This window comes from Aeromicrobium sp. Leaf245, from assembly GCF_942548115.1.
In the GTDB taxonomy this organism is placed as follows: domain Bacteria; phylum Actinomycetota; class Actinomycetes; order Propionibacteriales; family Nocardioidaceae; genus Aeromicrobium.
This window is the reverse complement of record NZ_OW824151.1, coordinates 1,251,982-1,266,047: the sequence shown is the minus strand read 5'-3', so window position 1 is coordinate 1,266,047 and position 14,066 is coordinate 1,251,982. Positions and strand designations below refer to the sequence as shown.

Annotated in this window: 12 protein-coding genes and 1 pseudogene; 3 read left to right on the top strand and 10 right to left on the bottom strand. The window is 72.6% G+C overall.

Going from position 1 to position 14,066, the window contains the following annotated elements; translation table 11 throughout:
• Positions 1–185: 185 nt before the first annotated feature.
• Genes NBW76_RS06295 through meaB form a run of 3 tightly spaced genes read right to left on the bottom strand, consistent with a single transcriptional unit; the run spans position 186 to position 2,479 of the window.
• Positions 186–779, bottom strand: a complete 594-nt coding sequence (locus NBW76_RS06295; RefSeq protein ID WP_056553382.1) for a MazG family protein — start codon at positions 777–779, stop codon at positions 186–188.
• A 25-nt stretch (positions 780–804) separates the two neighbouring features.
• Positions 805–1,473 (bottom strand): hypothetical protein, encoded by a 669-nt coding sequence (locus NBW76_RS06290; RefSeq protein WP_156364721.1) that lies wholly within the window; start codon positions 1,471–1,473, stop codon positions 805–807.
• Positions 1,474–1,507: 34 nt separating this feature from the next.
• Positions 1,508–2,479: a methylmalonyl Co-A mutase-associated GTPase MeaB gene (gene meaB, locus NBW76_RS06285; RefSeq protein WP_056553388.1), complete on the bottom strand. Its 972-nt coding sequence runs from the start codon at positions 2,477–2,479 to the stop codon at positions 1,508–1,510.
• A gap of 105 nt (positions 2,480–2,584) precedes the next feature.
• On the opposite strand from meaB, the gene NBW76_RS06280 reads away from it, so the two are divergent.
• Positions 2,585–2,905: a hypothetical protein gene (locus tag NBW76_RS06280; RefSeq protein WP_200931727.1), complete on the top strand. Its 321-nt coding sequence runs from the start codon at positions 2,585–2,587 to the stop codon at positions 2,903–2,905.
• Between the two features lie 43 nt (positions 2,906–2,948).
• Here NBW76_RS06280 and scpA read toward each other — a convergent pair.
• The 3 genes and pseudogenes from scpA to NBW76_RS06265 all read right to left on the bottom strand — a co-directional run.
• Positions 2,949–5,042 (bottom strand): annotated as a pseudogene (gene scpA, locus NBW76_RS06275) (methylmalonyl-CoA mutase); the annotation flags it as partial.
• 86 nt (positions 5,043–5,128) lie between these two features.
• Positions 5,129–7,012: a methylmalonyl-CoA mutase family protein gene (locus NBW76_RS06270; RefSeq protein ID WP_056553394.1), complete on the bottom strand. Its 1,884-nt coding sequence runs from the start codon at positions 7,010–7,012 to the stop codon at positions 5,129–5,131.
• 87 nt (positions 7,013–7,099) lie between these two features.
• Positions 7,100–8,326: a hypothetical protein gene (locus NBW76_RS06265; RefSeq protein WP_056553397.1), complete on the bottom strand. Its 1,227-nt coding sequence runs from the start codon at positions 8,324–8,326 to the stop codon at positions 7,100–7,102.
• A gap of 142 nt (positions 8,327–8,468) precedes the next feature.
• Between NBW76_RS06265 and serC the strand changes: the two genes are divergently transcribed.
• Positions 8,469–9,578, top strand: a complete 1,110-nt coding sequence (gene serC / locus NBW76_RS06260; RefSeq protein ID WP_056553399.1) for a phosphoserine transaminase — start codon at positions 8,469–8,471, stop codon at positions 9,576–9,578.
• Positions 9,579–9,596: 18 nt separating this feature from the next.
• On the opposite strand, the gene NBW76_RS06255 is transcribed toward serC, so the two are convergent.
• The 3 genes from NBW76_RS06255 to NBW76_RS06245 all read right to left on the bottom strand — a co-directional run bounded on the left by NBW76_RS06255 (position 9,597) and on the right by NBW76_RS06245 (position 12,716).
• The gene (locus NBW76_RS06255; RefSeq protein ID WP_055964509.1) at positions 9,597–10,118 is read right to left on the bottom strand and encodes a gamma carbonic anhydrase family protein; all 522 of its coding nucleotides are present in this window, start codon (positions 10,116–10,118) and stop codon (positions 9,597–9,599) included.
• Between the two features lie 23 nt (positions 10,119–10,141).
• Positions 10,142–11,581 (bottom strand): NCS2 family permease, encoded by a 1,440-nt coding sequence (locus NBW76_RS06250; RefSeq protein ID WP_056553402.1) that lies wholly within the window; start codon positions 11,579–11,581, stop codon positions 10,142–10,144.
• A gap of 100 nt (positions 11,582–11,681) precedes the next feature.
• Complete coding sequence (locus NBW76_RS06245; protein WP_156364722.1) at positions 11,682–12,716, bottom strand: hypothetical protein; 1,035 nt, start codon at positions 12,714–12,716, stop codon at positions 11,682–11,684.
• A gap of 109 nt (positions 12,717–12,825) precedes the next feature.
• Here NBW76_RS06245 and NBW76_RS06240 point away from each other — a divergent pair, with 109 nt between their 5' ends.
• Positions 12,826–13,230: a DUF2530 domain-containing protein gene (locus NBW76_RS06240; RefSeq protein WP_235492910.1), complete on the top strand. Its 405-nt coding sequence runs from the start codon at positions 12,826–12,828 to the stop codon at positions 13,228–13,230.
• A 38-nt stretch (positions 13,231–13,268) separates the two neighbouring features.
• On the opposite strand, the gene NBW76_RS06235 is transcribed toward NBW76_RS06240, so the two are convergent.
• Positions 13,269–14,012 (bottom strand): DUF3027 domain-containing protein, encoded by a 744-nt coding sequence (locus tag NBW76_RS06235; RefSeq protein ID WP_055964501.1) that lies wholly within the window; start codon positions 14,010–14,012, stop codon positions 13,269–13,271.
• Positions 14,013–14,066 lie beyond the last annotated feature (54 nt).

Genomic DNA, 14,066 nt, shown 5'->3' with positions numbered 1-14,066 from the left:
TTCAGGTGGTGCTGCGGTCTGCCCCCAGCCTAGTGCGGCCCGAACACGTCTCGCGCCAGGCGCGGGGCCACGCAGGATTCTGCCTTCGCGAGCGGAACGTCGAACGATGCTGCGTTCGTGACGGGATCCGGTGGCGAACGCAGCATCGATCGGCCGACCACGCACGAACGCAGGATCCTGCGTCCTCAGCCGAGGCGGGAGCGGACGGCCCGACGGAGGGCCTCCTCGGCGTCGACGCCCTGGGCGCGGGCCTCGGCGACCAGCTGCAGCAGGCGCGAGCCGACGTCGTCGCCGGAGGTGTCGAGGTCGGGCACGCGGTCGAGCGCCTTGCGGGCCGTGGCCAGGGCGGGCAGGTCGCGGGCGATGCCCTCCAGCGGCGACTCACGCGGCTTCTCCTGCGCCTTGACCGCCTGCCAGGCGGCGTCGATCTGCTCGGGGGTGCGGGCGTCACCGTCGGCGAAGACGTGCGGGTTGCGGCGCACGAGCTTGTCGGTGATGCCCGCGGCCACGTCGTCGACGTCCCACCCCTCCCCCGTGTCGGCGGCGACGGCGGCGTGGAACACCACCTGCATCAGCAGGTCGCCGAGCTCCTCGCGCAGCAGGTCGGAGTCACCCGCGTCGAGGGCCTCGAGGGTCTCGTACGTCTCCTCCAGCAGGTAGCGGCCGAGGGAGTCGTGCGTCTGGCCCTGCGTCCAGGCGCACTCGGCGCGCAGACGGGCCATCACGTCGACCAGGTCGAGCAGGCGCTCGCCCGGCCGCTCACCCTCGTGCCGACTCACGAGCGCACCCTCACGACCAGGCCGCTCACAAACAGCGCTGCGTGGCCGGCGCGACGAGCGGGGCGTCCTCGTTGAGGACGTCGGAGGAGACCGAGAGCGAGCCGGTGGCCGCGACCTGCTGGCCGTCGTCGCCGAGGCCGAAGCGCGGGTCGATGCTCACGTCGGCGGCCTTCACGGCGTCGGCGAGCACGGCCCGGCCGGCCTGCTGGACGTCGTCGGCGTTCTGCTCGGTCACCTGCTCGCCGGTCTCGGCGACGCCCAGCTGCTCGGCGATCGCGTAGGTGCGCTGGCCGGCCTCGAGCACGCGGACGGCCTCGTCGAGGTCGACGTCGGGCAGGGCCTGCGCCACCTGGTCGCGCTGGGCGCGGGTGAACTCGTAGTCACTGGGCGAGATCGAGATGTCCTCGCGCTCGGCGAGCTCGTCGGCCACCACGCCGCTGACCAGCTCGGCCACCGCCTGGCGCCGGACGTCGGCGTTGTCGACCGTGCTCCCGCCGGCCTGGGCGCTGGAGAACAGCGAGACCTGGCAGAAGACCACGGCCGCGCGGTCGGCCTGGTCCATCGAGATGGTGGTGCCGTCGACGACCGCCGCCGCACCGGGACTGATGGAGCCGCCGCACCCGGCGAGCAGGAACCCGGCCAGGACGGCGGGCACGACCTTGGACGTGACGGGGATCACCGGACGCAACCTCATGGCGGCCACCTTAGCGATCGCCGACGATCACAGGTCAGCGGTCGTACGCCTCGAGGATGAGGTCGGCGGCGCTGGCCGCGGCGAGCTCGCCCGACAGCACGGCCTCGCGCACCTCGTCGCGCACCCGGGCGACGTCCTCGTCGGTGCGCAGGCGCTGGTCCAGCTCGTCGCGCACGAGCGCCCAGGTGAACTCCAGCTGCTGCTGGGCGCGCTTCTCGCGCAGCCCCTTCTGGCCCAGGAACTCGCGGTGCCGCACGAGCCGGTTCCACACCGTGTCGATGCCGCGGTGCTCCAGCGCCGAGCACGTGACGACGGGCGGCACCCAGCCATGCGTGCCGGCATAGACGAGACGCAGCGCCCCGGCGAGGTCCTTGGCGGTCACCTCGGCCTCCTGGGCGCGCTCGCCGTCGGCCTTGTTGACGGCGATCACGTCGGCGATCTCCAGGATCCCCTTCTTGATGCCCTGCAGCTGGTCACCGGTGCGCGCGATGGTGAGGAACAGGAAGGTGTCGACCATGCCGGCCACCGTGATCTCGGACTGGCCGACGCCCACGGTCTCGACGAGCACGACGTCGTAGCCGGCGGCCTCGAGGACGGTCATGGCCTGCGACGTGGCCCGCGCGACGCCGCCGAGGGTGCCGGCGCTCGGCGAGGGCCGGATGTAGGCCTGGGGGCTGACCGCCAGCTGGGCCATGCGCGTCTTGTCGCCCAGCACCGAGCCGCCGGTGCGCACGCTCGACGGGTCGACCGCCAGCACGCCCACGCGCTTGCCCTGCTCGACGAGGTAGGTGCCGAGGGCCTCGATGAACGTGCTCTTGCCGACGCCGGGCACGCCGGAGATGCCGACCCGCACCGCTCCCCCGGCGTTCGGGGTGAGGGCGGCGAGCAGCTCCCGCGACGCCGCCCGGTGGTCCGCGCGGCTGGACTCGACGAGCGTGATGGCCCGCGAGACCCCCGCGCGACGTCCGTCGAGGACGTCCGCGGCGAGCTTTTCGACGTCGGTCATGCGCGCCGCCGCCCGCTGTCAAGCCGTCCACAGGTTTCGTGCGGACGGGATCGACCGTGTCGCGGACCCCTGGAAAGATCGGCTCGGACGCACGACACTGAAGGGGTGATCGAGGTGAACGAGCCGCAGGTGTGGACGCTGATCGGCGTCTTCGGAACGGCCCTCTTCGGCATGCTCACGCTCATGTCGACCATGTTCGTCCGGATCCTGCGCACCGAGATCGGGTCCCTGCGCACCGAGATGCGCACCGAGATCGGGTCGCTGCGCAGCGAGATGGGCACCGAGCTCCGATCCGTGCGGGGCGAGATCGGGTCCCTGCGGACCGAGATGCAGGCCGAGTTCGCCTCGGTCCGCACCGAGATCAAGTACCTCGACCGCGACGTCCAGGCGTTGTCGCGTCGCGTGCTCGGCGACGACGCCGCCTGACCCGCCACGCGGCACCTCGACGAGCTCGGCGCACGCACCGGCATCAGGACCCGTCGCCGGTGCGCAGCCGGTCGAGCAGGCTGAGCGCGGAGTCGGCGATGACGGTGCCGGGCAGGAACACCTCGGCCGCCCCCATCTCCTTGAGCGTCGGGACGTCGTCGGGCGGGATGACGCCGCCCATGACGATCATGATGTCCTCACCACCCAGGTCGGCCAGCGCCTTCTTGAGCTCGGGCAGCAGCGCGAGGTGGCCGGCCGCGAGGCTCGACACGCCGACGATGTGCACGTCGGCGTCGACCGCCTGCTGCGCGACCTCCTCGGGCGTGGAGAACAGCGGTCCCACGTCGACGTCGAAGCCCATGTCGGCGAACGCCGTGACGATGACCTTCTGGCCGCGGTCGTGGCCGTCCTGGCCCATCTTGGCCACGAGGATCCGGGGGCGTCGGCCCTCCGCCTTCTCGAAGGCGGCGGTGGCGTCGACGACCTTGCCGATGTTGCCGCCCTGGCCCGCCTCGGTCCTGTACACACCGGAGATCGTACGGATGACGGCCTGGTGCCGGCCGTAGACCTTCTCGAGCGCGTCGGAGATCTCGCCGACGGTGGCCTTGGCGCGGGCGGCGTCGACCGCGAGGGCCAGCAGGTTGCCGTCGAGCGAGCCGTCGCTGGACGACCCGCGCTCGGCGCTGGCGGTGAGTGCCGCGAGCGTGCGCTCGACCTCGGCGGGGTCGCGCTCGGCACGCAGCCGCTCCAGCTTGGCCACCTGCTGGGAGTAGACCGACGCGTTGTCGACCTTGAGCACGTCGAGCGGGTCCTCGTCGGCGAGCCGGTAGGTGTTCACGCCGATGACGGCCTGCTGGCCGGAGTCGATGCGGGCCTGCGTGCGCGCCGCGGCCTCCTCGATGCGCATCTTCGGGATGCCGGCCTCGATGGCCTTCGACATGCCGCCGGCCTTCTCGACCTCCTGGATGTGCGCCCAGGCACGGTTGGCCAGGTCGTGGGTCAGCTTCTCCACGTAGTAGGAGCCGCCCCACGGGTCGATGATCCCGGTGGTGCCGGACTCCTGCTGCAGCAGCAGCTGGGTGTTGCGGGCGATGCGCGCGCTGAAGTCGGTGGGCAGCGCGATGGCCTCGTCGAGCGCGTTGGTGTGCAGGCTCTGGGTGTGGCCCTGCGTGGCCGCCATGGCCTCGATGCAGGTGCGCTGCACGTTGTTGAACACGTCCTGGGCGGTGAGGCTCCAGCCCGACGTCTGGCTGTGGGTGCGCAGGCTCAGGCTCTTGGGGTTCTTCGGGTCGAAGTCGCTCACGAGCCGCGCCCACAGGGCACGGGCCGCGCGCATCTTCGCGATCTCCATGTAGAAGTTCATGCCGATGGCCCAGAAGAAGCTGAGCCGCGGCGCGAAGGCGTCGATGTCGAGGCCGACGTCGAGACCGGCGCGGATGTACTCCACGCCGTCGGCCAGCGTGTACGCCAGCTCGAGGTCGTTCGTGGCCCCGGCCTCCTGGATGTGGTACCCGGAGATCGAGATGGAGTTGAACCGCGGCATCCGCTGCGCCGTGTACGCGAAGATGTCGGAGATGATCCGCATCGACGGCGCCGGCGGGTAGATGTAGGTGTTGCGGACCATGAACTCCTTGAGGATGTCGTTCTGGATGGTCCCCGAGAGCTGCTCCGGCTTCACCCCCTGCTCCTCGGCCGCGACGATGTAGAGCGCGAGGACCGGCAGCACCGCGCCGTTCATGGTCATCGACACGCTCATCTCGTCGAGCGGGATGCCGTCGAACAGCTCACGCGCGTCGTAGATGGAGTCGATGGCCACACCGGCCATGCCGACGTCGCCCTTCACCCGCGGGTGGTCGGAGTCGTACCCGCGGTGGGTGGCGAGGTCGAACGCGACCGACAGGCCCTTCTGGCCGGCCGCGAGGTTGCGGCGGTAGAAGGCGTTGGACTCCTGCGCCGTCGAGAACCCGGCGTACTGGCGGATGGTCCAGGGCTGCGTCGAGTACATGGCCGGGTACGGCCCGCGCAGGAAGGGCGCCAGGCCCGGGTAGGTGTCGAGGGCGTCGACGTCGGCGAGGTCGTCGGCGGTGTAGAGGTTCTTGACCGCGATGCCCTCGGGTGCGTCCCACGGCTCGGCGCCCTCGACGGCAGAGGCGTACGCGCCTGCGTCGGGGGCGGGTGGCTGCTCGGGGTCCAGCGGCTGTCCGGCGAACGAGGCGGGGATCGTCACGAGGCCAGCTCCTCTCGGGTGCGGCGCAGGAAGGCCAGGGCGTCGAGCCCGGCCGCGCAGGAGTCGTCGACGTCGGCGGAGACGGCGTCGGGCTTGCCGGCCACGACCACGTGGCGGGCACCGGCCTCGCGCAGGGCGGCGACCAGCTCGCCACCCCACTCGCCGTAGAGCGGGTCGGGTCCGGTCAGGCACACGACGGCGGGTGCGTCGGCCTGGCGGTACGCCTCCACGACGGCGTCCACCCCGTCGGTGGCGCCGGCCGTGACGGTCTCGATGCCACCGGCGGCGAACAGGTTGGCCGCGAACGTGGCGCGCGCGGTGTGCTGGGCCACCCGCCCCATCGTCGCGAGGAACACCGGCGCGGTGGCGCGGTCGTCGCGCATGGCCTCGAACTCGTGCGCGTAGCGGTGCACCGGCAGGGTGCGGCCGTACGGGCGACGCTCGGGCTGCTCCTCGTGCAGGTTCGGGAACTCCGAGACGCCCGTGACGGGACGCTGCCGTCGCGCCACCTGCAGGGCGCGGTCGGAGACGGTCGTCTCCACCCGGGTCCGGAGTGCGTCGAGGGCGGCTGCGAAGCCCGCCTCCCGGTCGGCGGAGTCGGCGACCACGGCGTCGAGCTCGCCGAACAGGTCCCAGGCCGCGCGCGCGACGTCGTCGGTGAGCTTCTCGACGGCGTGCGCACCCCCGGCGGGGTCGACGACGCGGGCCACGTGCGACTCGCTGATGAGCAGGCTCGAGGTGTTGCGGGCGATGCGCCGGCTGAACACCTCGGGCAGGCCGAGCGGCTCGTCGAACGGGAGCACCGTGACGCTGGAGGCGCCACCGACGCCGGCTGCGAAGGTGGCCACGCAGGTGCGGAGCATGTTCACGTAGGGGTCGTACGCCGCCATCATGGGCCGCGAGGTCACGACGTGCTGGCGCTGGCCGCGGCCGCTCTCGGCCACGCCGCTCAGCTCGAGCAGACGGGCCCACACCCGCCGGGCGGCGCGCAGCTTGGCGATGGTCGGGAACTGCTCGTCGGTGGCGGCGAGGCGCACGTCGAGCTGGTCGGCGGCGGCGTCGACGTCGAGACCGGCCTCGGTGAGCAGCCGCAGGTAGGCGGCTCCGGCGAGCAGGGAGTAGGCGAGCTCCTGCACGTCGGACGCGCCCGCGTCGTGCACGGCGGTGGCGTCGACGACGATGCCGCGGGCGCCGCGCCGCTGCGCGAGCCGGGCGACGTCGACGGCGACGGACGGGTCGGTGACCGCACCCTCGACCCCGATGCCGAGCGTGGTGCGGGCCAGGGACCCGAGGGGGTCGGCGCCGTAGCTCGTGCCGGGTGCCGGGTCGACGGCCTTGTCGTCGACGACGGCGTCGAGGGCCTGCGCCGCACCCAGCGGGTCGGTCGGGTCCTCGACCACCACGGGAGCCAGGTCCACGAAGACGGGCTCGAGGACGCGGGCCAGCGCGTCGGTCGGCACGGCACCGTCGCCCACGGCGATCCAGAGCGAGTTGACGCCGTTCTCGACGTCGGTGAGCACGTGCTGCGCGGTCAGGTCGGCGTCGGGGTCGGCGAACCAGGCCCGCACGTCCCAGCCGTCGAGCTCACGCGTGGCGGCAGAGCCTCGCGTGAAGGGGGCCTGGCCCGGCAGCCCGGTCGGCGCCACGTCGGCCGACAGGGCCGGCGTGCCGAGCGGGGCGACGCCGATGCCGTCGAGCGTCGAGCGGGTGAGCAGCGCCCACACGTCGGCGTCCGGAGCGTCGTCGGCGAGCTTCTTGGTCTTGCGCAGGACGGCGGCGGTGGCCTTCTCCCAGGCGTGGACGTCGGGCTCGACGCCTTCGGCCAGCGGGACGGCGACCGTCGCCTCCGGGCCCACGCCGGAGCCGGGGTCAGATGCCATAGGGGGCATCGTAGGGCGGGCCTGTGAGCCCGGCCACCCGGTGTGACGAAGCCGACGGGGGCGGGAGCGACGTCGCGCCCGGTGCGATCACGACACGGAGAAGGTGAGCTTCGCCCACGCCCCTGCGCCCTTGGCGTTGCGGGCCCGCACCATGGCCACGCGCTTGCCCTTGCCCAGCGCGCTGCGCGACACGGCGTACGAGCGCTGCGTGGCCGACCGCGTGGCGCTGCGCACCACCTTCGAGCCCGCCATGATCCGGACGTCGTAGCCCGTGACCGCCGTGAAGCCGTCGGCCGCCGGGGTGGACCAGGAGACGGTGCGCGTCCTCGACCTCGAGGTGCCGGAGACCCTGAGCGACCGAGGCGCGGACGGTGCCGTCGTCATGACCGCCGGCAGCACGTCGGTGGTGCTGTTGGAGATGTTGATGAGCGTGACCCGGCGGCGGGGGTCGACCGCGACGCCGTTCGGACCGTTCGGCCGCGACGCCACCCGCACCACCCGAGCGGGGGTCGCGTTCCCGTCGCTGCTCGGGGCGAAGACGACGACGTGTCGTGCGGCGTCGTTGTTGGTCACGTAGAGGTTGCCTCCCCCGTCGAACGCGAGGGCGGAGGGGTTGTTGAGCCGGCTTCGGCTCCCACCGAGCACCGAGACGGGTCCGGCGTCACCGCTCGAGCCGTAGGCGAAGGCCACCGCCGCGTCCGCCTCGGACGACACCACCCAGAGCAGGCTCCCCCGGCGGACGACGCCGCTGACGCCCGAGAGCTGGGTCCGCGGTCCGACGATGCGGTGCAGCGGTCGTGCGTTGCCCGACGCCGACGGAGCGAAGGTCGACACGGCGGACGCTCCGGCGTCGGCGACGTGGATGTAGCCGGCGGCGTCGACGTCGATGCCGCTCAGGCTGACGATGCCCGTCGAGGCGCCGGTGATGACCCGCTCCGGCGCCACGTCGCCGTTCGCGCCGGGCGCGAAGATGCGGATGGCGTCGTTGGAGCCGTCGATGACGTGCACCGAGCCGTCGGCGTCCACCGCGACACCGTTGGGGTAGCCGAACCCCGTGGCGGCGCCGGCGATCGTCTTGGTCGCGGTCGTCGACCCCACCGGGAAGTACCGGACCGCGTTGTTCGAGACGATCCAGCGCCCTCCGGAGGCGTCGACGTCGACACCGACGGGGTCGGTGCCGGCGAAGAAGCCGGACTGCACCGGCGTCACGGTCACGTCGTCGGCGTGGGCCGGGGCGCCCAGGCACGCCAGGACGACTGCGGTGGCCGTGCTGGCCGTGGTGGCGACGACCGTCGCGCGGACGTTGTTCCTCATGGACCGACCTCGGGTGCTGGGGCCCGACGGCGCGGGCGAGCGGTCCCCCGAACGTCCTCATCCTGGGACGTCCGGCCCCTCGGGGACAGGGGTGGTTCGACGTAATGTCCGGCGCTCACGGGGACGCTGCCAGACTGGTGGGGTGAAGATCCCCGCGAAGCTCCTGCCCCGCGACGGTCGCTTCGGGTCCGGCCCGTCCAAGGTCCGCCCGGAGGCGCTGGCCGCGCTCGCCGCCACCGGCTCCTCGCTGCTCGGCACGTCGCACCGCGCCGCACCGGTCAAGAACCTCGTCGGATCGGTCCGCTCGGGCCTCTCCACCCTGCTCGAGCTGTCCGACGGCTACGAGGTCGTGCTCGGCCTCGGGGGCACGCACGCCTTCTTCGACGCCGCCGTCCACGGGCTGGTCGAGCGACGCAGCCAGCACCTGGTGCACGGCGAGTTCTCGCGCAAGTTCGCGACCGCGGCCGCACGCGCGCCGTTCCTGCAGGACCCCGAGGTGCTCGAGTCGGCGCCGTCCACGCACCCGCTCCCCCGCGCGACGGCCGGCGTCGACGTGTACGCGTGGGCCCACAACGAGACCTCCACGGGCGTGATGGTGCCCGTGGAGCGGGTCCCCGACGCCGACCCCGACGCGCTCGTGCTGGTCGACGCGACGTCGGCCGCCGGTGGCCTGTCCGTCGACGTGTCGCAGACCGACGTCTACTACTTCGCGCCGCAGAAGTCGTTCGCCTCCGACGGTGGTCTGTGGCTGGCCGTCATGTCCCCGGCGGCGGTCGAGCGGGCGCAGCGCATCGCGGCGTCGGGCCGGTACGTGCCGTCGTTCCTGGACCTGCCGACCGCCATCGAGAACTCCCGCAAGGACCAGACCTACAACACGCCCGCGGTGGCCACCCTGGTGCTGCTCGACGAGCAGGTGCGGTGGCTGAACGAGCACGGCGGCATGGACTTCGCTGCCGGCCGCACCCGCGACTCCAGCGCCCGCCTGTACTCCTGGGCCGAGGCCTCGCCCTTCGCGTCGCCGTTCGTCACCGCCTCGGCGGAGCGGTCGTTCGTGGTGGGCACGATCGACCTCGACGCGTCGGTCCCGCAGCAGACCCTGACCGAGATCCTGCGGGAGAACGGCATCGTCGACGTCGACAGCTACCGCGGCCTGGGCCGCAACCAGCTGCGCATCGGCATGTTCCCGAGCGTCGAGCCCGACGACGTCAGTGCCCTCACCGCCTGCATCGACTGGGTCGTCGAGCGGCTCTGAGGCAGCCCGCCGCGGTCGTCAGTCGACGACCGTGGCGGAGCGGTGCAGCTCGCGGTGCTCCTCGTAGATGCGGGCGTTGCGGTGCAGGCCCTCCACCTCGTCGTCGCTCAGCTCGCGCCGCACCTTGGCCGGCACCCCGGCCACGAGGGAGCGCGGCGGCACCTGCATGCCGGCCGTCACGAGCGCTCCGGCCGCGACGAGGGACTCGCTGCCGATCACGGCACCGTTCATCACCACGGCCCCCATGCCGATGAGGCAGTGGTCCTCGACGACGGCACCGTGCACGACGGCGTTGTGGCCGACCGAGACCCCTTCGCCCAGGACGACCGGCTGACCCTTGTCGACGTGGAAGGCGCACCCGTCCTGCACGTTGGAGCGCGGACCGATCGTGATCGGCTCGTTGTCGGCACGCAGCACCGCGCCGTACCAGACGCTGGCGCCGTCCTCGAGCACGACGGACCCGGCCAGGGTGGCGTTGGGGGCCACGAAGGCGGACTCGGCCACGCGCGGACGTCGGTCGTCACCCAGGTCGATCTGCATGCGTCCGACCCTAGGTCACCGGCTCAGGTCAGCCAGCGCGTGATGGGGTCGATGGCGAAGTAGACGACGAACAGCACCGACACGACCCACATGAGCGCGTGGACCTCGGCGATCTTGCCGCGGGTGACCTTGAGCAGCACGTAGGCGATGAACCCCGCACCGATGCCGGCCGTGATGGAGTAGGTGAACGGCATGAGCACGATCGTCAGGAACGCCGGGATCGCGATGTCCGGGTCGTCCCAGACGATGCCCGTCACCTGGGTCATCATCAGGAAGCCCACGAGCACCAGTGCCGGGACCGCCGCCTCGTTGGGGATGTGCTGCACGAGCGGGGCGAAGAACGTGGCCAGCAGGAACAGCAGGCCGGTCACGATGCTCGCGAGACCGGTGCGCGCGCCGTCGCCGACGCCGGACGCCGACTCGATGTAGGAGGTGTTCGACGAGACGCCCGCGGCGCCACCGGCTGCGGCGGCGATGGAGTCGACGACGAGGATGCGCTGCGCGCCCTCGGGCGAGCCGTTCTCGTCGTTGAGCCCGGCCTCGGCGCCGATGGCCGTCATCGTGCCCATCGTGTCGAAGAAGTCGGCCAGCAGGAGCGTGAAGACCAGCAGCGAGGCCGCCACGACGCCGACGCGCTCGAAGGAGCCGAACAGCGAGAACTGGCCGAGCAGGCCGAAGTCGGGCGTGGCGAAGAACGAGTCGGGCCACGACGGGACGTTGAGGTTCCAGCCCTTCGACGTCGGGTCGCCGTTGCTGCCGGGGGTGTCGGTGATGGCCTGCACGACGCCGGCGAGCACGGTCGTGGTGGCGATGCCGATGAGGATGGCGCCGGGGACGCCGCGCGCGTGCAGGGCGATCATGAGCAGCAGGCCGATGCAGAAGACGAGCACGGGCCAGCCGGACAGCTCACCACCGATGCCGAGGCCGATCGGCGGGGCCGCGTTGCCCGTCGTGCGGACGAAGCCCGCGTCGACCAGGCCGATGAGCGTGATGAACAGGCCGATGCCGACCGCGATCGCGGTCTTCAGCTGGGCCGGCACCGCGTCGAAGACGGCCTTCCGGAAGCCCGTGAGCACGAGCACCAGGATGATGAGGCCCTCCAGCACCACGAGCCCCATCGCGTCGGCCCACGTCATCTGCGAGGCCACCGAGTACGCCACGAAGGCGTTGAGGCCGAGGCCCGTCGCGATCGCGAGGGGGAAGTTCGCCACGGCGCCCATCAGGATGCTGAGCACGCCCGCCGCCAGCGCGGTGCAGGCGGCGATCGTCGTGAAGCCGGATCCCGGCTCGGAGCCGCCGCCGAGGAACGAGCCGTCGGCGTCGGGGACGCCGGCGAGGATGATCGGGTTCAGGACGATGATGTAGGCCATCGTCAGGAAGGTCACCACGCCGCCGCGGACCTCCCTCGCCACGGTGGAACCGCGGTCGGTGATCTTGAAGTGGCGCTCGAGAACGGTCGTCATGGCACCGCAGCATGCCAGACCGTCCGGCGACGTTGATGTCGTGCCTGGGTCGATCGGGTTTCAGGACGCGTCGGCGCCGCGCGGCGGCATCGACAACGGGTCAGTCGTCGTCCTTGCGGGTGATCCAGACGCCGACGAGCGCCAGGAGCAGCACCGCGAGCCCACCGGAGACCACGACGAACCACGGCCGGCCGATCTCACCGGGCTGGTCCGCGGCGGTGGCAGACGGGGAGGCCGACGGCGTGGGGGTGGCGCTGGGTGCGGCCTGGCCCGCCTCTCCGGCCGAGAACCCGACCCGCACGAGCTCCCAGGGCGACCCCTCGCTGCCGATCAGGTAGGAGCCGCCCGACGGCTCGAACGCCACCGTCTCGCCCTGCGGCTGGTCCGGCAGTGCCTCGCTGCGCACGAGGCTCAGGTCGGTCGCGTCGAGCACGGCTGCCGCGATGTAGTTCCGCACCACCACGAAGCGACCGTCGGGGCTGGTGGAGGCGTCGGTGGCCATGAGCAGGGTGGGCTCCCCCACGGGCTCGGGGACGTTGGTCTCGTCGGTCGACAGGTCGGCCGGCAGGCGCAGGATGCGACCGGCCAGGAGCTCCTTGGTGACCAGGAGGAAGCGACCGTCGGCGTCGACGGCGAGCGACTCCACGTCGGCCGGACCGTCGGAGTAGCCGACCGGGTACCGCGTGGAGCGGGCCGAGCCGTCACCCGGACCGGGCTCGTCGATCGCGTAGAGGGCGGTGTCCTTGCGCTGCGCGAGGTTGTCGCCGACGTCGGCCACCCACAGCCGGCCGTCGTGGAGCATGAGCGCCTCGGTGTCCTGCCACGCCGTGCCGGTGACCGTGGTGGTGCCCACGACCTCGCCGGTCGAGACACGCACCGCGAAGACGACGTCGGCGTTGCCGGAGTCGTTGATCGTGTAGGCGAGGTCGTCGTGCACCGTGCTGACCGCCAGGCCGCTCGACTCGGCGATGCGGGAGTCGGTGACGGTGCTGACCACCCGCGAGTCGACCGGGCTGTCCTCGTCGTCGGCCCCCACGGCCGCGTCGGCATCGCGGGTGAACGACACGACGGCGGCCACCAGGATCAGGACGACCAGGAGGGCCGGGAACAGGAGCCGACGGCGACGGGGGTTCATCGGCACCATCCTCCCAGCGTCACGCGCCCCGGGCCCGTCGAGGGTCGTCCCGGGCCGAGGGGCGCCACGGTCGACGAGCCCGCACGACGAGCCGGGTACCCTGGGCCCTGTGAGCGACGAGTCGGAGTGGGCGGTCCGCGACGGCGACGGACCCGAGACGATCGAGCGCAAGCTCGGACACCGCGAGCGCGCCCGGCTGGAGCGTTCGGCCCGCCGTCACGAGCTCGGCCGCCCCGAGGTCACCGAGCTCGAGATCGGCCGCACCACCCACAAGGTCGCCCAGGTCGAGCCCATGGACCTCGACGGCGTCCGCACCATGACCGTCGGCACCATCCTCTGGGGCGTCGTCGCGCTCGCGCTCGTCCCGTTCCTCGGCACCCTGCAGGACGACGGCCGCACCTGGTGGCTGTGGACCGCCCTCGCCGGGTTCGGCCTCGGGCTCATCGGCATCGAGTACTGCCGGCTGCGCCGCAACGCCCTGCGCCACCAGCCCGGCCGTCGACGCTCCGAGTAGCGCGCCGGGCCCGTGCACCCCTGCGGGACGGAGCCGGGTCAGCTGGTCTCGAGGCCGTCGACCGCGATGGTGTCCCACACCGGCGGCGGCAGCTTCTGCGGGCCGGCCGAACGGCTCAACCTGGCACCGGAGTGCGCCCCGCAGCCGTGCTCGAAGGACACGACGCGGCCGTCGTCGTTCGCCGACCCGTTGGCACACACGCCGAAGCGGTCCGCGAGCGGTCCGGCCAGGCTCACCAGGAAGCCGCACGAGTGGCAGGTGCCGGGGGCCTGCTGGGCGAGCGGCGTGTCGGGGCCCTGGTCGCCGTCGTGCCAGCGCTGCGCCGCGAGGTCGCGGCCCTCGAGCGACAGGACCCAGGGGCGTCCCAGGCCGACCTCGCGCGCGAACGCGCGGTCGACGGTCTCGAGGTGGTCGCCGGCGGACCACGACGGCACGAGCCGCGCGTCGTCCTCCTCGGGGGGCAGCAGGTCGCCGGGGCTCAGGTCGCCGGGCTGGATGCGATCGCGGTAGGGCGTCCAGGCCGGCGCCACGACGGCGTCGTCGCCGGGCAGCAGCACCACGTCGTTGACGCTGACCGCACCGTCGTCGATCGCGGCCGAGAGGCTCACGGCCCACGTCCAGCCGCGGTATCCCGGTCCGGTGCAGGCGAACAGGTGGGTCGCGAGCCGCTCGCCGTCGTCGACGACCCGCAGGTGGTCTCCCACCGTGGACTCGTCGGTGGCCTCGAGCAGCGCGGTGCGAGCCACGTCGTGGGCGGCGGCCAGAACGGCGTCGGTCGTCATGTCCCCGATTGTCCCTCATCGACCCCACCTGCGGGCACCCACCCGGGACGGGCC